The organism is Fusobacterium sp. FSA-380-WT-3A (genome assembly GCF_012843705.1).
Classification (GTDB): Bacteria; Fusobacteriota; Fusobacteriia; order Fusobacteriales; family Fusobacteriaceae; genus Fusobacterium_B.
Genome location: NZ_JABAFQ010000001.1, coordinates 128,996 through 152,288, shown reverse-complemented (window position 1 = coordinate 152,288; position 23,293 = coordinate 128,996). Strand labels below are relative to the sequence as shown.

The following is a 23,293-nucleotide window of genomic DNA, read 5'->3' as shown; positions in this document are numbered from 1 at the left end:
CTTTACGGACATTAATAATTTATTATTTTATAAGGAGAATTATGTTTTCAAAAATCAATCTTAGTGAAGATTCTGTATCAAAATTATTTGTTAATTTTTCTGTTCCTTCTGTTACAGGAATGGTTATATCTGCTCTCTATGCTATTGTTGATGGAATATTTATAGGAAGAGGAGTTGGAGCAGATGGATTGGCTGCCATTACCTTGGCATATCCTATTATTAACTTAGGTGTTGCCTTAAGTTTTCTTTTTGGAATGGGTGGAGCTACTCTTATGTCTCTACATCCTAAAAATATTAAATTTAGAAATACCTGCTTTTCCCACTTAGTAACACTGAATATTATTTCCTATTTAGTCTTAGTGGCAATTACTTTTATTTTCAATGACAATTTAATGTTACTTATGGGTTCTAATGAGAGATTATTACCTATGGTTAAAGAATATCTTTACACCTGTGTCATAGCCATGATATTTTTAATGTTATCAAATAGTCTTAATGCTGTTGTTAGAAATGATAAAGCCCCTCTTTATGCTTTTATTTCTATGATAGTTGGAGCTATTACAAATATTATCTTAGACTGGGTTTTTATTATGAAATTTGGTTGGGGATTATTTGGAGGAGCTTTAGCTACTGGAATAGGTCAGCTTCTTTCATTTTTAATTTTAGTTTGGTACTTCGTCCATTCTAAAACAACAATTAAATATAAATTTGAAAAAATAAAATTAGTTTTTTTAATCAATATAGTCTATATCGGTTTCCCATCATTTACTATTGAGTTTGCTGCTGCTGTTACAAATACTCTACTTAATAAAACTTTTATGGAATATCTTGGTGGATTAGGAGTTGCTGCCTTTTCAGTAGTGGCTTATATTTGTTATATATTCAGAATGGTATTTTCTGGATTTGGTCAAGCTTTACAACCTATAGCAAGTTTTAACTATGGAATAAAACTTCATGATAGAGTAAAAAAAGTTTTTAAAATAGCTCATCTTTATTCATTTATCACTGCTTGTGTAATGTTGGCTATAATAGTTAAATATGGAAGTTCTATTGTAAGATTATTCAATGATGATAAAGAACTAATTGAGGTTGCTAGCAAAGGTCTTATATTATATTCTGTAGCTATTATGTTTTTAGCAGCAAATTTTATAAATATAGCTTATTTACAATCTAAAGGTGATAAAAAAATTGCTAATATTTTATCTATCTTAAGAAGTATTGTATTTATTGTTATTGCTATTATTATTCTTCCTAAATTTTTAGGAGAAACTGGAATTTGGCTTTCTCTTCCTGCTGCTGACTTTATGACTTTTTTAGCTAGTATTTTCTTTTATAAAAGAATTATAGCTTCATAAAATATTTTATTAAAAATAAATTTATTAAAAAAGGATTAGTTTTTAAAATTGAAAACTAATCCTTTATATATTAAAAATTTATAAAATATTTTTTATAATTTAATCTTCTTTTTCAACTACACAAGGTTTTATATTCCAGATTTCATCTGCATATTTTTTTATTGTATTATCTGAAGAAAAAATTCCTGAATGAGCTATATTTACTAAACTCATTTTTTGCCATCTTTCTTGGTCTCTATATAATTTATCTATTTTTTCTTGAGCTTTTACATAAGCATCAAAATCTTTAAAAACAAAGAATTCATCATTTTTATTGAATAAATCATCAGCTATCATTGAAAATTCTGTTGCTGGTACTCCATAATATCCATCAGCTATTTGACGAACAATTTTTTGTAATCTAGGGTCATGGTCAAATATATCTCTCATATTATAACCACCATGAGCATTATAATACATTACTTCTTGAGAAGTTAATCCAAACACAACTATATTATCTCTTCCTACAGCTTGGTCAATTTCAACATTAGCTCCATCAAGTGTAGCTATAGTGATAGCCCCATTCATCATAAATTTCATATTTCCTGTTCCTGAAGCCTCTTTAGAAGCTGTAGAAATTTGTTCACTAACATCTCCAGCTGGTATTACTTTTTCAGCCAAACTTACTCCATAGTTTTCTAAGAATACAACCTTTATTTTATCCTTAATTTCTGGATCATTATTAATTTTATTAGCTACTGTATTTATAAGTTTTATAATTTGTTTAGCCAATGAATATCCAGGTGCTGCTTTAGCTCCAAAGAAGAATGTTCTTGGAACTATATCTAAATTAGGATTTTCTTTTAATTCATTATATAAATACATAATGTGGAATAAATTTAAAAGTTGTCTTTTATAAGCATGTAATCTTTTTACTTGAACATCATATATAGATTTTGGATTTATTTTAATTCCATATTCCTTTTCTACAAACTTAGCAAGTTCTAATTTTCTATTTGCTTTTATATCAGCAAGTCTTTGTAAAATTTTCTTATCATCTTTGTATTCTAACAATTTTTTCATAGAACTTGTATCTTTTATCCAAGCTTCTGAACCACCATATAGCTCAATAAATAAGTCTGTTAATGGACGGTTAGCTTTTACAAGCCATCTTCTATGAGTAATTCCATTTGTTTTATTATTAAATCTCTCTGGATACATTTCATAAAAATCTTTTAATTCTCTATTTTTTAAAATTTCTGTATGTAACCAAGCAACTCCATTTATAGAGTGAGAACCTACAATAGCAAGATTTGCCATTTTTATATTATTATTTTGAATAATTGACATAGCATTTACTTTACTCCAATCATTGTAGAATCTATTTGCTACCTCATTACAGAATCTTCTATTTATTTCTTCTATAATCATATAAATTCTTGGAAGTAATTTTTTAAATACATTTACATCCCATTTTTCTAAAGCTTCTGCCATTATTGTATGGTTTGTATAAGCTAAAGTTTTTACAGTAATTCTCCAAGCTACATCCCAATCTAATCCATGGTCATCTATTAATAATCTCATAAGTTCAGCTACTGCTACAGCTGGATGAGTATCATTAATGTGAATTGCTACATAATTATGTAATTCTGTTATTGGTTCTCCTAATTTTAAGAAAGTTCTTAAAATACTTTGAATACCAGCACTTGTAAAGAAATATTCTTGTTTAAGTCTTAATCTTTTTCCTTCTAAACTTCTGTCATCAGGATATAATACTTGTGATATTTCTTCAGCAGAGTATCTTTGTTCTAAATATCTTAAATATTCACCTCTTTGTAAAGTTGATAAGTTTATTGGTTTATCTGGTAATTCAGCATTCCATAATCTTAAAGTATTTACATTAACTGTTTGATATCCTGGAACTGGTACATCATATGGAGTAGCACGAATAATTTCTGGATTTTCATATACAGGAACCATTCTTCCATTTTCTTCTTTTAGATATACATTTCCACCAAAATATACATCTACACCTTTATCTGCTCTTTTGATTTCCCAAACGAAATCTTTCTTTAACCATTCATCTAATTGTTCAACTTGATATCCATTTTCAATTTTTTGTTTAAACAATCCATGTTTAAAACGAATTCCATTTCCATGAGCTGGTAATGATAAAGAAGCCATTGAATCTATAAAACAAGCTGCTAATCTTCCTAATCCTCCATTTCCTAATCCAGCATCTTCTTCAAAAGAAACTATTTCATTGAAATCAATTCCTAATTCTTTTAATGCTTCTTCACAAACATCTCTTATTCCTAAGTTAATTAAATTTGTTTCTAATAATCTCCCTATTAAAAATTCCATTGAAAAATAATAAGTTTGTTTAACTTTATTTTCTCTATAAACTTTGTTTGTTTCAGCCCATTTTTCTGTTAAATAGTCTTTTATTAGTTTACCTAACGCATAATATTTATGTCTTAACGAAGCTGTTTCTATATCTTCTGCAAAGGTAAAAGTAAGTCTCTTAAGATAATCTCTTTTGATATCTTCTTTTGTTTTATTAAGTATCATTCTACCCTCCTATTTATATTATGTTATATTTATTTTTTCATAAAAAAAACCCCCATCCTTTGACAGGGGTTTTTATTTTATTTAGTTATTAATTTCCTGCCTATGTAAATTATATACATTTGGCAAAAAAATTTCAATAAAAAATTTTTTTAATCTTATTTTTTATAAAAAATGTCCAAAATTACATCAATTTTTCATATAATTTTTTATATTCTTCAGCTGATTCTTTCCAACTAATATCAGAACTCATAGCATTTACTTGTAATTTTCTCCATACTTTTTTATCTTTATAAAGTTCTACAGCTCCTTCTATCACATGAAGCATATCATGAGCATTATAATTTGTAAATGAGAATCCATTACCTGTTCCATCATACTGATTATATGGTGTAACTGTATCTTTTAATCCACCTGTTTCTCTTACTATTGGTAAAGTTCCATATCTTAATGCTATTAATTGTCCTATTCCACAAGGTTCAAATTGTGAAGGCATTAAGAATAAATCAGCTCCTGCATAGACTCTTTTAGCTAGTCTATTATCAAATCCTATAAATCCTACCATTTTATTTTTATATTTATAAGTATAGTATCTAAACATGTCTTCATATGCTTTATCACCAGTACCAATAACTACAAATTGGACATCAAGACTTAAAATTTCATCCATTACTCTTTTTATTAAATCAAGCCCTTTTTGAGACACTAATCTTGATACTAAACCTATCATAGGAACATCTTCTTTAACAGGTAAACCTAAATCTTTTTGTAATTCCAATTTATTCACAACTTTCAAATCTAGATTTTCTTTATCATATTGCTTATATATATTTTTATCTGTTAAAGGGTTATGCTCATCATAGTCAATACCATTTACAATTCCATATAATTTATAACTTATTCCATTTAATAATCCATCTAAGTTTTCTCCAAAATATGGAGTTCTTATTTCTTCAGCATAAGATTTACTTACTGTGTTAACTATATCAGAATACATTATTCCAGCTTTCATAAATGAGATGCCATCATAGAATTTTATTGCATTTTCTCTAAAGAATGAATCATCTAAACCTAATAATTCTCCTAAAACTGTTTTTGAAAATACTCCTTGATATTTTAAATTATGAATTGTATATATTGTTTTTATTCCTTGATATCTAATATCATAACTATAATGTGTTTTTAAAAATAATGGAAGTACTCCTGTATGCCAGTCATTACAATGAATAACATCAGGTTTAAAATCATTTAAATATTTTAGAGTTTCTAATATTGCTCTAGAAAAGAATGTAAATATTTCTCCATCATCATAATGTCCATATGGTTCTGGTCTTTTAAAATAATATTCATTATCTAAAAAATAAAAAGTAACTCCATCATACTCTAAAGTTTCAAGTCCACAATATTGATTTCTCCATCCTACTGGAACTTTAAACTCTGCTATTTTTTCCATTTTTTCTTTAAATTCTTCAGCTATTTTTCCATATTTTGGAATAATAACTCTCACATCAATATTTAATTTTTTTAATGCTTTTGGTAAAGCATAAGCAACATCTGCCAATCCTCCTGTTTTTAGAAAAGGAGCAGCCTCAGAAGCAGCGAATAAAACTTTCATTTTACACCTCCGTATAGTAGAGTTATTTAGAAGCTTCTTTTTCTATTATTAATGGATAAATTGTACTTCCTCTAAGTTCAGTTCCTTCAGCTAATACAACATTTTTATCCATTATAACATTTTTAATTTTACATCCACTTTTTATCGTACAATTTTGAAGAATTATACAGTTTTCAACTTCTGCTCCCTCTTCAATAGTAACTGACCTAGCAATAACACTATCTTTTATACTTCCTTTTATTACACAACCATTAGAAATTAATGAATTACTAACTTTTGATTCTTTATAATATTTTGTAGGAACAGAATCTTTAGATTTAGAATAAATTGCTCTTTCTTCTTTAAAGAATAAATCTTTAGTTATCTCTTTATCTAACATATCCATATTTGTTTTATAATAAGTAAGAAGAGAGTTTACGCATCCTAAATATCCTTTATGTTCATATCCTCTTACAGAAATTTTTCCTAAATTTTCATAAATAACTGATTTTAATGTTCTAGCATAGTCAGCATAAGCTACTTTATCTATTAATGATTCTAAATATTCTTTTTTCATAATGAATATTTCCATAGATACATTAGCTATTTGTTCTTTTCCATTATTTTTTTCTACACCAAAAACTTCTCCTGTAGGACTTATTTGTAATAATCCACAATCTAAATATTTTTTATCAGCATCTTCAACATGTTTATAGACTACTGTTACAACTGCTCCAGACTCTTGATGTTTTCTAACAGCATCTTCTATATCTACATTGGCAATTAAATAAGTAGATGCAAATACAACATATTCCTCTTTTACTTTATTCAAAAATTCTTTATTATCTCTTAGAATTTGTAAATCATAGCTTACAGCTTGACTTCTTTTATCATGAAACATATAAAGCCCTTTACTTCTTCTATTTAAATCCCAAGCTCCTCCACTTCCAATATGGTCTCTTAGTGATCTACTATCTGTTTGAGTTAAAATTCCTACTAATTTTATCCCAGCATTAACCATATTAGATAAACCAAAATCTACTATTCTATATTTTCCACCAATAGGTATAGAAGCTACTGCTCTATGAGCTGTTAATCTTCTTAAGTTATCTCTACTTTCTGTAGCACTTAATATTCCAAAACAATTATTTAACATTCCTCTTCACACTCCCCTAAATTATTTTACATCTTCTGATACTATTCTATCTTCTTCAATTAAAGCAATTTCTTTTCCACCAATAACTTTTTTACAATCTTCTACTACTACATGTCTTCCACAAATAGCTCTTTCAACTACTGAATCTTTTTTAATTACAGAGTCACACATAATAACAGAATCTTTTACTAATGCTCCTTCTTCTACTACTACTCCTTGGAATAATATAGAATTTTCTACTGTTCCTTTAATTACACAACCTTCTGTAACAAGTGAGTTAGCAATAACTGCATTATGTCCTATAACTTGACTTGGTTTATTTGTAGATTTTGAGAAAATTCTCCAATTTTTATCAAAGATATCAAATTTAGGTTCTTCTCCTAATAAGTCCATATTTGCTTCCCATAAGCTTTCTACTGTTCCAACATCTTTCCAGTATCCTTCAAATGGATAAGCTATAAGTTTTTTATTTTCTCCTAATAATTTTGGTATAATGTCTTTTCCAAAGTCATTAGATGAGTTCTCATTTGCTTCGTCTTCTATTAAAGCTTTTTTCAATACTTTCCAATTGAAAATATAAATTCCCATAGAAGCTAATGTACTTTTTGGATGAGCTGGTTTTTCTTCAAATTCATAAATCTCATCTTCATTTTTAACGTTCATAATTCCAAATCTACTTGCTTCTTCTAGAGTAACATTTAAAACTGCTATTGTAGCATCTGCATTTCTTGATTTGTGATACTCTAACATTTTGTTATAATCCATTTTATAAATATGATCTCCTGAAAGGATTAAAACATATTCAGGGTCATAATCGTCTATAAAATCAATATTTTGATAAATTGAGTTAGCAGTACCTTTATACCACCATCCACCATCTTCTTGCATATATGGTGGTAATATACTAACTCCACCAAAGTTTCTGTTTAAATCCCATGATGCCCCAATACCAATATAATTATTTAAAGCTTTTGGTTTATATTGAACCAGAATCCCAACAGTATCAATCCCTGAGTTTGTACAGTTACTTAAAGGGAAATCTATGATTCTATATTTTCCTCCAAATGGAACTGCAGGCTTTGCAATATTTTTAGTAAGAAGTTTTAGTCTACTACCTTGACCTCCTGCTAATATCATAGCTATCATTTCTTTTTTCATAATTTTCCACACCCTCCTATTTTATTTGTTTAAATTTATATCTTTTTTTCTTAATTTTTCTTTATCTATTTTTTTTAATAGTTCTTTCTCTCTAAATTTTGGTTTTAATATAATTGTTGATAATGGTGGAATATTTAATTTTATTGCATAAGGGATACCATTTATATTTTTTTCCATTACCTTTATATCATTACCATTTAAAATATTTGTTCCTGCATAAATGTCTCTATCACTATTAAATATTTCCTCATAGTCAACTAATACTTCACTTCCAACTAAATAATCAAAATGTGGAACTGGAGTAAAATTACATACAAATAGTAAAAAATCCTTTTCATCTTTACTTTTTCTTACAAAAGATATTATACTTTCTTGATAGTTACTATGGTCTATCCACTTAAATCCATCATAAGTTGTATCTTGTTCCCATAAAGCTTTTTCTCTCTTATAAAGATGATTTAAGTCTTTTACATAAGTTTTTATACTATCATGCATTGGATATTTTAACATCTTCCACTCTAACTCTTCATAAAATCTCCATTCCATAAATTGCCCAATCTCTGTTCCCATAAAATTTAATTTTTTTCCAGGATGTCCATACATATATCCTAAAAACATTCTAAGACTTGCAAATTTATCTTCATATTTTCCAAACATCTTATCAAGAACAGATTTTTTTCCATGTACAACTTCATCATGAGAGATAGAAAGTATATAATTTTCTGAGAAACAATACATCAGAGAAAATGTAACTAAATTATGATGATATTGTCTATATATAGGGTCCATCTCCATATATTTCAGCATATCATTCATCCAACCCATATTCCATTTATAATTAAATCCAAGTCCTCCTACATAAGGTGGCCTTGTTACTAATGGCCAAGCTGTAGCTTCTTCTGCTATCATAAGAGGATTTTTAAATTCTGTAAATATAGTACCATTTAATAGTCTTAAAAATTCAATGGATTCTAAATCTTCTGTACCACCATATTTATTTTTTAATCCTCTAACTTCAGGATGACCATATTCTAAATATATAATATTAGATACTGCATCGGCTCTAATTCCATCTATATGATAAATATCAAATAAAAATACTGCATTTGATATTAAAAAACTTCTTACTTCTGGACTTCCTAAATTAAAATTGGCTGTTCCCCAACCTTTATTTTCTGCCCTATATTCATCTGGATATTCATAAAGAGGAGTTCCGTCAAATTTATATAGTCCATGTGAATCTTTACAAAAATGCCCTGGAACCCAGTCAAGAATAACACCAATTCCAGCCTTATGAAATTCATTTACAAAATATTTAAATCCTTCAGGGTCTCCATATCTACTTGTTAATGAATAATAACCTATTGCTTGATAGCCCCATGAAGCATCTAAAGGATGTTCTGATAGTGGCATAATTTCCACATGAGTATATCCCATTTCTAGTACATATGGTAAAAGTTTATCACAAATTTCTTTGTAATCTAAAAATCCACTTTCAGCCTTTAATTCTTCCTGACTTTTTTCTAAATCTGGTTTATCAATTTTTACTATTTCTGATTCTAGTTTTCTTTTCCATGAACCTAAATGGACTTCATATATATTCATAGGTCCTTCAAATGGATTCCATTTTTCTCTTTTATCTAACCATTCTTTATCTTCCCAATTAAATGGTTTAAAAATATCTTTTACTATAGAAGCTGTGCCAGGCCTAAGTTCTGAATAAAAAGCAAAAGGGTCTGATTTTAAAAATGTTTTTCCATCTTTTGAAGTAATCTCATATTTATATATATCCCCCTCTTTTATCTCAGGAATAAATATACTCCATACTCCATGATAACCATTATAAAACATTCTATGTTTAGAACCATCCCATTTATTAAAAGTTCCTACAACCTTTACATCTTTTGCATTTGGAGCCCATACTTTAAACTCTACCCCTTTTTTCCCATTTTCTGTTTTTAAGTGACAACCTAAGCTATAATAAAGCCTGTGATTTATTGCTGAATGAAATAGTCTCATTTCTTCGCCAAATTCTTTAATCTCCTTTGATATCATAGCCCACCTCTATTTCCTACTTATTTTTTATGTAATCCTCATCATTTATAACTTTTATATTATTTTTTAAAAGTAAATCAACAGTAATCCCATTTCCCTCTATTAAATTTTTAGAAAAAGTCCCATCATAGATTTTTCCATATCCACATGAAGGGCTTTTACTTTTTAAAATTACTGTATCTATTTCTAAAGCTTTTAAAATCTTTAAAGCTCTCTCTGCTCCTAAAAAATATTCTTTAGTTACATCTGTGTTATTTTTCGTAATTACTTTAATTTTTCCTTTTTTATCTTTTTGAATCTCAGCTGGAATTCTTGGAGTTGGAAGTCCTCCTAATTGCTCTGGACATATTGGAATAGCTTCCCCTTTATTTAATATTTCTAAAAATATTGGATTTAAGTTATTTTTTCCACTATATTTACAATTTATTCCACAAAGGCAACTACTAATCCCTATCATTTTCTACTCCTTATTTTATTTTGAACATTGCTGAAAATCTTACTGGTATTTTTGTTTCAAAAGAAAGTATTTTATTTGTTCTAGGATGTTTAAATACGATAGTTCTAGCATGTAATCCTAATCTTCTAAGAGGATTTGTTTTAGCTCCATACTTCTTATCCCCTATAATACTATGTCCTAATCCCTGCATATGCACTCTAATTTGATTTTTTCTACCAGTTTCTATATTAGCTTCTACTAATGAATAAGCTCTACTTCTTTTTAAAACTTCATAATGTGTTATTGCTTTTTTAGAACCTTCTATTTCCACAGGACTCGAGAAAGTTACCATTGCATTATTTTCTTTTAAATAAGATATTATTGTATCTCTATCTTTTTCAACTTTTCCCTCTACAACTGCCACATATTTTCTTTCTTTTACAAAATTTTGCCAGTTAGTTTGAAGTACTTGTTGCATCCCTTCAGTTTTTGCAAATATCATTACCCCTGAAGTTCCTTTATCTAATCTATGAACAATAAATAATTTTTCTTGTGGATTTTTTGATTTTATATATTCTTTAACTATATTATAAGCTGTTCTTTCTCTTTCTTTATCTGTAGCAATAGATAACATTCCTTCAGGCTTTTCTATAACTATGATATCTTCATCTTCAAAAATTATTTTTATTCCTTGTAAATGATTCTCAGTCATTCTTGAAGCCGATATTATGACTTCATCTCCATCTTTCAATAAGTGGTTAAACTGAGAAGTTCTCACTCCATTTACTAAAATTTGTCCATTTTTCAATAAAGATTTTATATTATTTCTATTTTTTCCAGGTAAATTTTCTATCAAAAATTTCATTAATTCATCATTTTCTTTGACTTTTATACTTAAATTTTTCAATTCTTCCCCCAATTTTATTTTATTCCACTTTATATCTAGATTTTAACATATTTCTATTTATTTTTTAAGAGTTTTTTTAACTTTTTTATATAAAATAAAAGCTATGTCATATTTTTTATTGAATATAACATAACTTTTATCTCTACATTTCTATTTTAAATTTGAAATTTTATTTTTCCACCAACAATTGTCATAACTACATTTTTATCAGAATCTAATATTGCAAAATCTCCTCTTTTTCCGATTTCGATTTTTCCAGCATTTATTCCAAATTCTTTACAAGCATTTGTACTTGACATTTTTACAGCATCAAATATTGTATATCCTAAAGATAATACATTTTTAAATGCTTTATCCATTGTAAGAACACTTCCTGCTAAAGCATTATTACTTTTTAATCTTGCTTGACTATCTTTTACATATACATCTAATTTTCCAAGTTTGTAATCTCCATCTTTAAGTCCTGTAGCTGACATAGCATCAGTTATTAATACAACTTTATCTGTTCCTTTTGCTCTTATAAGTAAATCTACAGCTTTTGGATGAACATGTATTCCATCAAATATAACTTCTGCGTTTATTTCATCAGTTACTAATACTCCACCAGCTATTCCTAACTCTCTATGAGTAAATCCCTTCATACCATTAAATGTATGAGTTGAATGAGAAAGACCAGCTTTTACAGCTTTTACTACATTATCATAATCTCCATTTGAATGTCCTATAGAAGAAATTACACCATTTTTTCTTAAAAATTTAATTGGTTCTAAATATGAATCATCACTTGCTGAAAGTGACATTAATTTTAAAACCCCTTCTTTAACATCTAAATATTCTTGTAATTCTTCAATGGTAGCCTTTAACATAAATCTATCATCTTGAGCTCCTTTGAAGGCAACATCAAAATAAGGTCCTTCCATATGTGCCCCAAAAATATTTGCTCCATCAATATCTTTATTTTGTAGTTCTCCTATACATCTTAAAGCTTCTTTCAATTCGTCTTTAGGACTTGTAAGTGTTGTAGGTAAAAAATTTGTAACTCCTTTTGTTGCAACAAATTTAGACATTTTTTTAAGAGATTCTACAGATAAATCCATTGTATCTGCTCCATCACATCCATGAATATGTACATCTACAAATCCTGGAATAACTAATTTTTTATCTAAATCAACTACTTTATCTCCTATTAATTCTTCCTTATATTTATCTTCTACTATTTTTTTTATTATTCCATCAACTACTAAAAGACTTCCATCAATAACTCTATCTTCCAAAAGAATTTTACCATTTTTTAATACTAAACTTTCCATCTTTATCCTCCTTATTATTTTATACTTATATTATATCATATTTGCATTATTTTTTCAAAATAATTATTAATTATGATTTAAAATTTCATTCTATTTACAATCTTTTGGATTTATTCCTAATTCTTTCAGATAATTATATATTGTAAATCTTGTAACTTCCATATTTTTAGCTAAGTTTACAACACTTTTCTTTAAAGAGAAACCTCCATGGTCTTTTATATAAATGATAAAATCTAATTTTTCTTTTTTATTCATAGTTTTTGGGTCTTTTGAAAAATATTTTATTGCTTCTTTATAAATTTCCTCAAACATTTTTTCATTTGGATTTTCATTTACAACTTTTGTCACATCTACTCCTGTTTTCATAAAAGCAGATAATACTTTACTTACATCAAAAAATTTAGTGTAATCAAAATTTATTCCAAAAGCATAATGAAATTCATTTGATTTAAAATGAACAGTTGTTGATTTTATAAGTCTTCCATCATTTGTTTTGCAAAGACAGTTATAAAAATCTTTTCCATTTTCCATTTCTTCTAGTTCATATACTCCTAAAAGATTTAATTTATCTCCCACATTTCTTCCTGTTACATGTCCATTATAAATAGCAACTATTACTTCATCTTTGGATCTCAAATCATGAATAACAGTTTCACAATCAGGACCAAAAGTAACTGATATTCCTTCTGCTAATTTTTTTAAAAAATTAAGTGTCTCTTTTTTATTCATAATTTATACTCCTCAAACTTATTTATTTAATATTATTATACATTGATTTTTTTGAAAAATAAACTTTTTTTTATAATCTTATTTAAACAAAAATATAATATTTTTATAATTTTATAGGCCTTTTTTTATAAAAAATTATTTAATTAATTATTATTTTTTATAGTTATTAATTTATATAAAATATAAGGACAAAAAACTATTATCTATATTTACTTCAACGAAATTTATGATATAATTATATATACAATTAATTTTTTGGAGGGTTATATGAATAAAAAAGTCGGTCTTCAACCTGGTAGTTTAATTTATACTGGTTCTATAGATAAAAATACTGAAATACCAATCACACAATACTCTTATAATAATAAATCTTTTAATAAAACTCATTTTTTATATAAAGATAATTTTTCTGCAAATTTAAAGGAAAATTTTAAAACTTGGATAGATATAGATGGCATCCATAATATTGATTTAATAAAAAAGATTGGGGAAAAGTTTAAAATAGATTCTTTAATACTAGAAGATTTATTAAATAATTCCCAAAGACCAAAATTAGAAGTTAGAGAAAATTTTATTTTTATAACTTTAAAAATGATAACTCATAATAAAGCACTTAATAAATACGAATATGAACAAGTTTCCTTTATTTTATTTAAAAATTTGCTACTTTCGTTTCAAGAAAAACCTAACAATATTTTTGATAATATAAAATTAAGAATAGAAAATAATATTGGCGTTCTTTCTAGTAAAGACGAGGATTATCTTCTATATGCTCTTATTGATAGAATTGTTGATAATTATTTTTTAATAATAGAGGATTTGGAAGAAAAAATACAAAATTTAGAAATACAAATTAGTACTAATCCTACTAAAGAAGCTTTTGAAGATATTTTAATACAGAAAAAAGAGTTATTAAAAGTTAAAAAATCTATATTTCCTTTAAGAGAGCTCGTTTCAAAATTTTCTGATGTCAAAGTAAGAGATTTTATTCAAAATGATATAAGTATATACCTTATTGACTTACAAGACCATATTATCATTATAAATGAAAGTATTGATTTTCTATTTAATAGAGAAAATGATTTAATTCAACTTTATCATTCTACTTTGAGTAACAATATGAATGAAGTTATGAAAGTTCTTGCAATGATTTCTACAATCTTTATTCCTCTTAGTTTTTTAGCAGGAGTTTATGGAATGAATTTTCAATTTATGCCTGAACTTACTTGGAAATATGGTTATTTTATAATTCTTATTATTATATTTATTATTTTTGCTGGAAGTATTTTATTCTTTAAAAAGAAAAAATGGTGGTAAAAAATAATAATTAAAAAAATAGAGGTAACGAATTGTTACCTCTAAAATTTTTTATAATATTTTTATTAAAAAATTAATTATTGAATATTTATAGATATATAATTTTTTAAATATTTGTTATTACTTGCCCATATCCCTTGTTACAACCATACCCAGCTCCTGAAAATTCTGAAAAATATCCTAAGAAATTAAATATTTCTTTTAAATTTATATTTTCCTCATCTAAAAATTTATATGTAATCTCCCCTTGTATTGCTTCTACTTTGAAAGTATTTATATATATTTTTTTTATATTCTTTTCTTTTATTATTATTTTAGAAAAATCTAAATTCTCTATTTTAAATTGATTTCCTATAGAACTTCTTTTAAATTTAGTTAAAATATTTTTAAAAAAATATCGTGCATCATCTGTTCCTATAAAAATGCTTCCTACTTTATAAAATGTAGGAGTTAAAAATTTTATAGTTATCTCATCTTTTAAAGGAGCTTCTAAAAAACTTTCTAAATTTAATTGCTTTGAATACCTATTATTATGATATATATTAGACACTAAAAATGTTGTATTTGATATTTTTAATGTTTCATTAGTCAATCTTTTATAGAAAAATATTTTTAAAATCTCTAAAGTAGTTTTAGAGTCAATAGAAGAAAATCTTATTGAATAATTTTTCTCTTCTTCTATCTCTTTGTCTTTAGTAATAAAATTTGATATAGTTATATATTTTAATTATCTTTTATCTATTCCATTATTTAATAAAAAATATTCTATATCTTTATCCATACAATATTTTTTTATTTTATTTCCAAATTCTAAAGGCTTAAAGTTTACAACAAAACTACAAATTATAATTATCTCCTGATGTTATAAAGAAGCTATTATAATTTATTAAAAAATAAAATATTTCTTTAGATTAAATTTGAAAATATTCTTTTCTTATTCAAAGGCATATCCAAAAATTCAAGCATTTTAGTTTCAATTTCTTCTTTATACTCTAAATTAATTCCTAAAGAATTTTCTTTACAATAATCTTCATAAACATTTTCCCACATAGAACCTAAAGTTCCTATATAAAAAATTTTATCCATTTTAAACTCTTTATCTAATGCTAAAGCAATATATTTTTCTGTATAAATATTTCCATTTATTCCATAAGAAGCTTCCCTGTATTCTCTTTTTTCATTTCCTACCCCAAGTGATGCTATTAATATTTTTCTCATTTTTCCCACCTCTCCCTTTTTCTTTTATTATACTCTATTTGACATTTTTTACAAAATTTAATTTTTTTTTAATTTTTGTAAAATTATTTTTACTGTTATTTTATTTTAAGTTTTTTGTTTATTTTCATTGTTTATTTTTATTTTATTATGTTTTTTATTGATATTTTTTGTATTTTTTTTAAACGAATTCTATTGACAAAAATCATTTTTTGAGATATATTTATTTAAAGGGAAAATATAGTAATAAGGAGAAACAAAATAAATGAAAATAGTAGAAATTTTTTTTAAATCTAACAAAAAATTTAAAGGAAGAGATGCAGAGAAATTAAGAGGATTTATGGCTCATCATTTTAGTGATATTATTGAATTTCATAACCATAAAGATGAATTATCTTTTAATTACAAATCATCTATCATTCAATATAGAGTTATTAATGGAGAATTATCTATTTTAGGAGTAGAAAAAGGAGCAGATTTATTGTTAGAACATTGTCAAAATATTAACGAATTGGAAATTGGTGGGGAAAAAATTTCTGTAATTCCAGAAACAAAAGTTTCTTTCAGTAATTTAGAAATTGCTGATAGACCAATATATAGATATAAATTTGATTCTTTATGGTTTGCTCTTAATAGTGAAAATTATATGAGATTTTTAAATGGAGAACTTTCCTTAGAAAGACAACTTGCGAATAATATAATTGAATTTTTCAAAATGTGTGGTATTTGGGCTGATAAACAAATAATTGTAGAGGGGGAATTTAATTCTGAACCTCTTATCCAAAAAGATACTCAAATAAATTGTTTTTACGGAGAATTTGTAACTAATGTAAATCTTCCTGATAGTATAAGTCTTGGAAAAAGAAAAAGTATAGGACTTGGAAGAATTAAAAAAATTGCATAACTTTAATAACACAAAATATTAAAAATAAACTACACCCTCTTATTCGAAGGTGTAGTTTTAATTTTAAATAATATTTCATCCAATTAAAAAGAGAGTTATCAAAAATAATAACTCTCTTTCTTTTATTATCTTCTATTAAAATCCAAAGCTAATTTTGCAAATAAAGCTGCTCCTCTCCATAACACTCCTTCGTTTGGACTGTAATGACTATTATGTAAAGGCCATACTTTTTCACCCTCTCCTGTTGTTCCTATCCAAACAAAAGCTCCTGGAATTTCATTTAAATAAAAAGAAAAATCTTCAGCTGTCATAGCTGGTTCTACTTCTACTAGAGCTTCTTCCCCATAAAGTTCTTTTATTTTATCTGACATATATTCTGTCATTTCCTTTTTGTTTATAACAGCCATATTTCCTTTTTCATATCTTATTTCTCCTGTACATCCTGAAAGTAGACATATTCCATTAAGAATTTCATTCATTCTTTTTTTAGTTAATTCACTTAATTCAGAAGAAAATGTCCTACAAGTCCCTTCTAAAGTACATTCTCCAGGAACTATATTATATCTTGTTCCAGATTGCATTTTTCCAAGAGTTATTACAATTGATTTCATAGGGTCAGCATTTCTACTTACAATAGTTTGAACAGCTGTTACAAACTGAGCCCCTGCTACCAGAGCATCTATTCCCTCATTAGGTTTCGCTGCATGACTTGATTTTCCTTTTATTTTAATCCAAAAACGGTCTGACGCAGCCATTAACGGTCCCTCTTTTATTCCAATTTTTCCTAAAGGTAGGTCAGGCCATACATGCATTCCAAATATTGCATCTACTCCTTCCAAAACTCCTTCTTTTATCATCCTTTTTGCCCCACCATTTGGAGGTAACTCTTCTGCAGGTTGAAATATAAATCTTACTTTACCAGAAAGTTCCTCTCTTCTTTTAGATAAAAGATAAGCCGCTCCTAAAACCATTGTCATGTGATTATCATGACCACAAGCATGCATAATTCCTTTATTTTTAGATTCAAAAGAAAGTCCTGTTTCTTCTTCTATTTGCAAAGCATCCATATCAGCCCTAAGAGCTATCGTTTTACCTGGATTTTCCCCTTCTAAATCTGCTATTATTCCATATCCACCAATATTCTGGTGAATTTTAAAATTTTTTAGTTTTTTTAATTCTTCTATTATAATAGCTGCTGTTCTTTCTTCTTCATTAGATATGTCTGGATTCTCATGTAATTTTCTTCTTACATTTTGTAAGTATTCTTGAATTTCTTTTGCTGAGTCTATAATTGTCATTTTTTTCTCCTCTCTTAATTTCCTTTAAATTCTTTTCCAAATAGAATTTTACTACTTACAACAGTAAGTAAAAGAATTACAACTCCTATACCTGTAGCAACTAATGCTGTTACTCCTGCTCCAGAAGACATTGGTAACATAATAAATAAGTTTAGCATAGCAAAATAAATTATACTTGTTACTGTATAAGATAATGAATAGTTAGCTAGTGCTGGACTTTCTAAGTTAGGGTCACATACACGAAGTAATAATACTCCTGTTAAAAATACTCCTGTACTCATTCCAAAAGTACCAATCATTTGTTCAAACCAATATCCTTTTAAATATTTTTTACAGAATATAAATAAAATACCTGTTGTTACTATATAACCAACAATTACCATAACAAGAATTGGAACTATATAAGCAGCTACTGCTTTTATAGGTAAACTTGCTATTGCAGCTATTACAGCATACTCTGTAAAAGAACCTGAAATTTTACTTTTTACTTTATCATCTATTAAATAATTTAAATTTAATTTTCTTATTATTCCCCAAATAATAAACATTAATATCATCGCGTAAGCCCATACTGAAATACTACTTAATACTGGTATTTTAGTTTTTTTCATAAATGATAAAACCATATATGCTAACCCACAATCTAAAAATATTATAGCAGCATGAAAAGCCACGGTATCTATTGAAGATGATAATGTTGTTTCACGTCCTATTGAATTTTGTTTTGCCATATCTTTTTGATATCCAATACGAAGAGGCTCTGGAATATCAGCTGGTTTCTTTAATAAAGCTGTATGTCCATGACGAGCTGCCCAGTTTATTAATCCTATTCCTATTAATATTCCTCCAACAATTCCAAATGTAGCTGTTGTTATTCCCACACCTTGTGAAGTTTGCCAATATGGTAAATTTAATTCAGAAAGAATATTACCTAATGTTCCTGCTGCTCCATGTCCTCCAACAAATCCTATTGCTAATTCTATTCCAAATACATCATATAAATCTTGACCAGAAAATAATACATGAGTTCCATATCCTACAGCAAATTGAAGCATAGAAACTCCAACACCTATTCCTATTAATGGAATTACATTTTTTAAAACATCAGAATCTGTACTTTTTCCACTTCCTATATTTAATCCTAAAGGAACTGCAGCAACTACTGGTACTATTAATACTCCTGGAAGTAAAGAATAAATTTTAAACCATTCACCTGGAACAGGTAAAATATTTATACATTGAGGTCCTAATATTAAAAGTAAAAATCCACCTATTACCCCTGCAGGTATAAATGTTTTTTGGAAAATTTTTACATTAGCTCTTATAAATACACCTAAAAGTAAAAAAGCTCCAAGAAGTCCTAAACTCTTTAAAAAATCTGTTAACATTGCACTAGTCATATTTTCCCTCCTTAGCTATAATATTTTCTATAGTCATAATATTTTTACATTTGATTTAAAACAGTATCTATATCTATATTTCCGCCAGAAATTACAAAACAAACTTTAGAATCTTTATTAACAGGAAGTTTTCCTAGTAAACCTGCAGCTATTCCAATGGCTGATGAAAATTCTGCCAAAACTTTTCCCTTAGTAAGTAATTGAATAGTTCCTTGAGCAATTTTATCTTCCTCTACTGTTACTATATTATCAACATATTTTTTGACAATTGGATAATTTTTCTTACCTGGTGTAAGAGTTAATATAGCATCAGCTATAGAGTGAGTTGATGGTAATAAAACTGGTTCTCCCTTAGCAAAACTTTTTGTATATCTACACATACATTCAGGCTCAATACCTATAACTTTAACATTTGGATTACTTTCTTTTATAGCAGTAGCTATTCCTCCAATAAGTCCTCCACCACCAATTGGAACCACTACATAATCTACATCTGGAAGTTGTTCTAAAATCTCTAATCCAATTGTTCCTTGTCCTGCTATAATATTATAATCGTCATAAGGATGAACTATCGAATATCCTTGTTCCTTGCTTAATTTATTTGCAACATTATGTCTTTCATCATAAGGACATTGAACAACTTCAGCTCCATAAGATTTTATTCCATTAACTTTTATTGATGGAGCATTATCTGGCACTACTATAGTTGCCTTTATTCCCAATAATTGAGCTACAAAAGCCACTCCTTTTCCATGATTTCCAGAAGAAGCAGCTACAACTCCACATTTTAATTCTTCTTCAGACATAGTAAGCATTTTGTTTAAAGCTCCTCTTATTTTAAAAGAGTTAGTTTTTTGCATACACTCAGCCTTTATATATACTTTACATCCTACTATTTCATCTAAATTTTCCATTCTTATAACTGGAGTTTTTATAGTATATTTCTCAATTCTTTCTTTAGCCTTTTTTATTTCTTCTAAGTTTACCATATATTTTTCTCCTTTTTCAAATAAAATAATTCAAAAAATAAAATAAAATAAATAAAAATATTCTTAGTATAATTATACTTCATTTTATTCTTTTGTCAACAGTTTTAGAAAAAATATATTTATGCTATAATAAATATAATATAAATACAAAGGAGTAAATTTATGACAATTGAAGAAAGAATAAAAGGAGCTAAACTTACTAAAAATGAAAAAAAAGTTTTAGAGTTTATACTTCAAAATATAGACAGAGCTTGTTATATGACATCTAGCGAAATTGCAAAAGAATTAAATTTAGGAGATACTTCTGTTATAAGAATGGCAAAATCTTTAGGATTTTTAGGATATGGAGAATTTAAAAAAAGATTAACAGTAGAAATGTTAGAAAAAACTTCTACAAAAATAAATCCTAATCTTCCTTTTGAAAAAATAAAAGTTACAGATTCTATTGAATTAGAAAAAATTCCTGAATTGGTTTATCAAAATATACAGTACAATCTTTTAAATGATTATAACAGAAATACTCCAAATAATTATATTGAAGTAGCAAAAAAAATAGTCAATTCCAATAAAGTTTATGTGGCTGGTTTCCGTAACACTTATGGTTTCGCAAATTATTTTTCAACTATTTTATCTCATATAATTCCTGGAGTAATTCAATTTAACAATATCGGCTTTGAAGATTTAGCCATTGATATGAACGAAAAGGATTTATTGGTACTTTTTTCTCTACCAAGATATTCTCAAAATGCTTTACAAATAACTAAAATAGCAAAAGAATGTAAATGCCCAATAGTTGTTATTACCAATCAATTAATTTCACCTGTTACAGAAGGAGCAAACTATGTTTTAACTCATAATATCAATTCATTAAGTTTTGCAAATTCTGTTGTAGGTATTAGTCTAACTATGGAAATTCTTATTAGTTTAATAAATAAACTTGCTGGAGAAAAAGGTAAAAAAAGATTGGAAAAATTAGAAGAATATATTTCTAAAAGTAAAATGTTTTAATCCTATTGACATTTTTCCAAAAATTGATATAATAAAATTAAATAAAAATATTCTTAAATTTTTTTAAAAAAATATTATTATTCAAAAAGGTGATGAAAATGTCTAAAATAGGTATTATAGGTTTTGGAAAAATCGGACAAACTATAGGAAAACATATAAATAGAAAAGAAAATCATAAATTAAGTTTCATACAAGACCCTTTCTTTACTCCTAATGAAGAGTATAAAGAAATTCTTATAAAAGAATATAATGAAGATTTATACAAAGAAACTGATTTAATAGTAGAAGCTGCTACTGCTGATGTACTAAAAGAAAATATAGAAAATATTTTAAAATATTCTGATTTATTAACTTTATCTGTAACTGCTTTCTCTGATGAAGAATTTACAGAAAAAGTAAAAGAATTATGTAAAAAATATAATAGACATGTATATTTCCCACATGGAGCTATTTTAGGAATGGACGGACTTTTTGATGCTCACTCAATAGTAAATAAAGTTACTATTGAAACTATTAAAAATCCTAAAAGTTTAAATAGAACTGATGTAGAAAGAACTATTGTTTATGAGGGAACTACTAGAGAAGCTTGTAAACTTTACCCTAGAAATGTAAATGTCCACGCTACTGTTGCTTTAGCTGGAATTGGTTTTGATAAAACTTATTCTAAAATAATATCTGACCCAGAAGTTTCAACTAACTCTCATAGAATTCATATTGAGGGAGAGGGAATTGAATTTACTCTAGAAATAAGTAGTTTTTCTACTGGTGGAGTAACAGGATTATATACTCCTATTTCTGCTTGTGGAAGTATTGATAGAATAATCGATAAAGAAAAATGGTATATGTTTGTATAAAAATTTATTTTATAATATTAAAGAGGGTATTGAAAATTTCAATACCCTTTTTTATAAAGAATTTTATATTTTTTTAATTTTATCACAAATTTATTTTTGTAATGTTAAGGCCATAGCTCCTAAAAGTCCAGCATTATCTCCAAGTTTTGGATAAACTATATAGTCGTCAATATTTTCCAATATCTCTTTAGTTTGTACATAACCTTTTAACATTTCTACTACTTTTTCTCTAATTTTTGGGAATAATTGTTGTTGTTTCATTACTCCACCACCTAAAATTATTTTTTCTGGTGATAATATTAATATGAAATTTACAACACCTTGGGCAATATAATAGGCTTCCATATCCCAAGCTTCGTGGTCAACAGGTAAATCGTAAGCTTTTTTCCCCCATCTCTCTTCTATAGCTGGTCCAGCTGCCATTCCCTCTAAACAATCTTTATGGAAAGGACATTTTCCTTGATAATTATCTTTTTCATGTCTTTTAACCATTATATGTCCCATCTCTGGATGCAACATTCCGTGAACTAATTTTCCAGAAACTAAAGCTCCTCCACCAATTCCTGTTCCAATAGTTAAATAAAGACAATTTTCTAAACCTTGAGCTGCCCCCCAAGTTGCCTCTCCCAAGGCTGCACCATTTACATCTGTATCAAAATACATTGGCACATCTAAATATTTTTTTAAATATCCCAATACATCACAATCAGTCCAAGCTAATTTTGGAGTTTTAGTAATGTATCCATAAGTTTTAGAATTTGGATTAACATCAATTGGTCCAAAAGAACCTATACCTAATCTTTCTATATTTTTTCCTTTAAAAAATTCCACTACCTTTCCTAAAGTAATTTCAGGTGTTTCAGTAGGAAAACTTGCTCTTTCTAAAATTTCCCCATTTTCATTTCCAATTCCACAAACAAATTTTGTTCCACCAGCTTCTATTGCTCCTAATATCATTTTTCCTCCCCTAAATATTTTATTATATATTTATTAAAATCATTAATTATAATATTAAATTTATATCTTTTAGACTAATTATCAGTTTAAAAGTTTTTTACTTT

The 23,293-nt window shown here is 26.8% G+C and carries 20 protein-coding genes; 5 read left to right on the top strand and 15 right to left on the bottom strand.

All coding sequences use genetic code 11. The features are described 5' to 3' along the window. Positions 1 to 41: 41 nt before the first annotated feature. Positions 42 to 1,355 carry an MATE family efflux transporter gene (locus tag HF862_RS00680; protein ID WP_170186000.1) on the top strand — a complete coding sequence of 438 codons (1,314 nt, stop codon included), beginning with the start codon at positions 42 to 44 and terminating at the stop codon, positions 1,353 to 1,355. 99 nt (positions 1,356 to 1,454) lie between these two features. Here HF862_RS00680 and HF862_RS00675 read toward each other — a convergent pair whose 3' ends face one another. From HF862_RS00675 to HF862_RS00635, 9 genes are all read right to left on the bottom strand, one after another. Then, a complete protein-coding gene (locus tag HF862_RS00675; protein ID WP_170185999.1) occupies positions 1,455 to 3,905 on the bottom strand; it encodes a glycogen/starch/alpha-glucan phosphorylase in 2,451 nt (816 codons plus the stop codon). A 181-nt stretch (positions 3,906 to 4,086) separates the two neighbouring features. Then, positions 4,087 to 5,517, bottom strand: coding sequence for a glycogen synthase GlgA (gene glgA / locus HF862_RS00670; RefSeq protein ID WP_170185998.1), 1,431 nt, complete (start codon positions 5,515 to 5,517; stop codon positions 4,087 to 4,089). 22 nt (positions 5,518 to 5,539) lie between these two features. Continuing rightward, the gene (gene glgD / locus HF862_RS00665; protein ID WP_170185997.1) at positions 5,540 to 6,652 is read right to left on the bottom strand and encodes a glucose-1-phosphate adenylyltransferase subunit GlgD; all 1,113 of its coding nucleotides are present in this window, start codon (positions 6,650 to 6,652) and stop codon (positions 5,540 to 5,542) included. A 21-nt stretch (positions 6,653 to 6,673) separates the two neighbouring features. After that, on the bottom strand, positions 6,674 to 7,813 hold the full coding sequence (locus tag HF862_RS00660) for a glucose-1-phosphate adenylyltransferase (protein WP_170186221.1): 1,140 nt from the start codon (positions 7,811 to 7,813) through the stop codon (positions 6,674 to 6,676). A gap of 18 nt (positions 7,814 to 7,831) precedes the next feature. Then, entirely contained in the window at positions 7,832 to 9,865 is a 2,034-nt protein-coding gene (gene glgB, locus HF862_RS00655) for a 1,4-alpha-glucan branching protein GlgB (protein WP_170185996.1), read from the bottom strand. A 16-nt stretch (positions 9,866 to 9,881) separates the two neighbouring features. Beyond that, on the bottom strand, positions 9,882 to 10,322 hold the full coding sequence (locus tag HF862_RS00650; protein WP_170185995.1) for a DUF523 domain-containing protein: 441 nt from the start codon (positions 10,320 to 10,322) through the stop codon (positions 9,882 to 9,884). A 10-nt stretch (positions 10,323 to 10,332) separates the two neighbouring features. After that, entirely contained in the window at positions 10,333 to 11,208 is an 876-nt protein-coding gene (locus HF862_RS00645; RefSeq protein ID WP_240934729.1) for an RluA family pseudouridine synthase, read from the bottom strand. 155 nt (positions 11,209 to 11,363) lie between these two features. Next, positions 11,364 to 12,518: an N-acetylglucosamine-6-phosphate deacetylase gene (gene nagA / locus HF862_RS00640; protein WP_170185994.1), complete on the bottom strand. Its 1,155-nt coding sequence runs from the start codon at positions 12,516 to 12,518 to the stop codon at positions 11,364 to 11,366. A 90-nt stretch (positions 12,519 to 12,608) separates the two neighbouring features. Continuing rightward, on the bottom strand, positions 12,609 to 13,247 hold the full coding sequence (locus tag HF862_RS00635) for a transcriptional regulator (RefSeq protein WP_170185993.1): 639 nt from the start codon (positions 13,245 to 13,247) through the stop codon (positions 12,609 to 12,611). 267 nt (positions 13,248 to 13,514) lie between these two features. Here HF862_RS00635 and corA point away from each other — a divergent pair, with 267 nt between their 5' ends. Next, the gene (corA, locus tag HF862_RS00630; protein WP_170185992.1) at positions 13,515 to 14,564 is read left to right on the top strand and encodes a magnesium/cobalt transporter CorA; all 1,050 of its coding nucleotides are present in this window, start codon (positions 13,515 to 13,517) and stop codon (positions 14,562 to 14,564) included. Between the two features lie 106 nt (positions 14,565 to 14,670). On the opposite strand, the gene cas6 is transcribed toward corA, so the two are convergent. Both cas6 and HF862_RS00620 read right to left on the bottom strand, forming a co-directional pair. After that, a complete protein-coding gene (gene cas6, locus HF862_RS00625; RefSeq protein WP_170185991.1) occupies positions 14,671 to 15,114 on the bottom strand; it encodes a CRISPR system precrRNA processing endoribonuclease RAMP protein Cas6 in 444 nt (147 codons plus the stop codon). A 356-nt stretch (positions 15,115 to 15,470) separates the two neighbouring features. Then, on the bottom strand, positions 15,471 to 15,782 hold the full coding sequence (locus HF862_RS00620; RefSeq protein WP_170185990.1) for a hypothetical protein: 312 nt from the start codon (positions 15,780 to 15,782) through the stop codon (positions 15,471 to 15,473). 262 nt (positions 15,783 to 16,044) lie between these two features. Here HF862_RS00620 and HF862_RS00615 point away from each other — a divergent pair, with 262 nt between their 5' ends. Continuing rightward, the gene (locus HF862_RS00615) at positions 16,045 to 16,683 is read left to right on the top strand and encodes a CRISPR-associated endonuclease Cas6 (protein WP_170185989.1); all 639 of its coding nucleotides are present in this window, start codon (positions 16,045 to 16,047) and stop codon (positions 16,681 to 16,683) included. A 125-nt stretch (positions 16,684 to 16,808) separates the two neighbouring features. On the opposite strand, the gene HF862_RS00610 is transcribed toward HF862_RS00615, so the two are convergent. Genes HF862_RS00610 through HF862_RS00600 form a run of 3 tightly spaced genes read right to left on the bottom strand, consistent with a single transcriptional unit; the run spans position 16,809 to position 20,370 of the window. After that, on the bottom strand, positions 16,809 to 17,981 hold the full coding sequence (locus HF862_RS00610; RefSeq protein WP_170185988.1) for a M20 family metallopeptidase: 1,173 nt from the start codon (positions 17,979 to 17,981) through the stop codon (positions 16,809 to 16,811). Between the two features lie 14 nt (positions 17,982 to 17,995). Continuing rightward, positions 17,996 to 19,381, bottom strand: a complete 1,386-nt coding sequence (locus HF862_RS00605; protein WP_170185987.1) for a sodium/glutamate symporter — start codon at positions 19,379 to 19,381, stop codon at positions 17,996 to 17,998. Positions 19,382 to 19,425: 44 nt separating this feature from the next. Further along, positions 19,426 to 20,370, bottom strand: coding sequence for a threonine/serine dehydratase (locus tag HF862_RS00600; protein WP_170185986.1), 945 nt, complete (start codon positions 20,368 to 20,370; stop codon positions 19,426 to 19,428). Between the two features lie 162 nt (positions 20,371 to 20,532). Here HF862_RS00600 and HF862_RS00595 point away from each other — a divergent pair, with 162 nt between their 5' ends. Continuing rightward, positions 20,533 to 21,378: a MurR/RpiR family transcriptional regulator gene (locus HF862_RS00595; RefSeq protein WP_170185985.1), complete on the top strand. Its 846-nt coding sequence runs from the start codon at positions 20,533 to 20,535 to the stop codon at positions 21,376 to 21,378. A 98-nt stretch (positions 21,379 to 21,476) separates the two neighbouring features. Next, positions 21,477 to 22,232 carry an aspartate dehydrogenase domain-containing protein gene (locus HF862_RS00590; protein WP_170185984.1) on the top strand — a complete coding sequence of 252 codons (756 nt, stop codon included), beginning with the start codon at positions 21,477 to 21,479 and terminating at the stop codon, positions 22,230 to 22,232. A gap of 90 nt (positions 22,233 to 22,322) precedes the next feature. Here the strand turns inward: HF862_RS00590 and HF862_RS00585 are convergent, their stop codons facing one another. Beyond that, on the bottom strand, positions 22,323 to 23,189 hold the full coding sequence (locus HF862_RS00585; RefSeq protein ID WP_170185983.1) for an ROK family protein: 867 nt from the start codon (positions 23,187 to 23,189) through the stop codon (positions 22,323 to 22,325). Positions 23,190 to 23,293 lie beyond the last annotated feature (104 nt).

Excerpts from the sequence above, each read along its gene's own strand:
- HF862_RS00680 (WP_170186000.1), top strand. The coding sequence starts at position 42 with ATGTTTTCAAAAATCAATCTTAGTGAAGATTCTGTATCAAAATTATTT.
- HF862_RS00675 (WP_170185999.1), bottom strand. The coding sequence starts at position 3,905 with ATGATACTTAATAAAACAAAAGAAGATATCAAAAGAGATTATCTTAAG.
- glgA (WP_170185998.1), bottom strand. The coding sequence starts at position 5,517 with ATGAAAGTTTTATTCGCTGCTTCTGAGGCTGCTCCTTTTCTAAAAACA.
- glgD (WP_170185997.1), bottom strand. The coding sequence starts at position 6,652 with ATGTTAAATAATTGTTTTGGAATATTAAGTGCTACAGAAAGTAGAGAT.
- glgB (WP_170185996.1), bottom strand. The coding sequence starts at position 9,865 with ATGATATCAAAGGAGATTAAAGAATTTGGCGAAGAAATGAGACTATTT.
- HF862_RS00650 (WP_170185995.1), bottom strand. The coding sequence starts at position 10,322 with ATGATAGGGATTAGTAGTTGCCTTTGTGGAATAAATTGTAAATATAGT.
- nagA (WP_170185994.1), bottom strand. The coding sequence starts at position 12,518 with ATGGAAAGTTTAGTATTAAAAAATGGTAAAATTCTTTTGGAAGATAGA.
- HF862_RS00635 (WP_170185993.1), bottom strand. The coding sequence starts at position 13,247 with ATGAATAAAAAAGAGACACTTAATTTTTTAAAAAAATTAGCAGAAGGA.
- corA (WP_170185992.1), top strand. The coding sequence starts at position 13,515 with ATGAATAAAAAAGTCGGTCTTCAACCTGGTAGTTTAATTTATACTGGT.
- HF862_RS00620 (WP_170185990.1), bottom strand. The coding sequence starts at position 15,782 with ATGAGAAAAATATTAATAGCATCACTTGGGGTAGGAAATGAAAAAAGA.
- HF862_RS00615 (WP_170185989.1), top strand. The coding sequence starts at position 16,045 with ATGAAAATAGTAGAAATTTTTTTTAAATCTAACAAAAAATTTAAAGGA.
- HF862_RS00610 (WP_170185988.1), bottom strand. The coding sequence starts at position 17,981 with ATGACAATTATAGACTCAGCAAAAGAAATTCAAGAATACTTACAAAAT.
- HF862_RS00605 (WP_170185987.1), bottom strand. The coding sequence starts at position 19,381 with ATGACTAGTGCAATGTTAACAGATTTTTTAAAGAGTTTAGGACTTCTT.
- HF862_RS00600 (WP_170185986.1), bottom strand. The coding sequence starts at position 20,370 with ATGGTAAACTTAGAAGAAATAAAAAAGGCTAAAGAAAGAATTGAGAAA.
- HF862_RS00595 (WP_170185985.1), top strand. The coding sequence starts at position 20,533 with ATGACAATTGAAGAAAGAATAAAAGGAGCTAAACTTACTAAAAATGAA.
- HF862_RS00590 (WP_170185984.1), top strand. The coding sequence starts at position 21,477 with ATGTCTAAAATAGGTATTATAGGTTTTGGAAAAATCGGACAAACTATA.
- HF862_RS00585 (WP_170185983.1), bottom strand. The coding sequence starts at position 23,189 with ATGATATTAGGAGCAATAGAAGCTGGTGGAACAAAATTTGTTTGTGGA.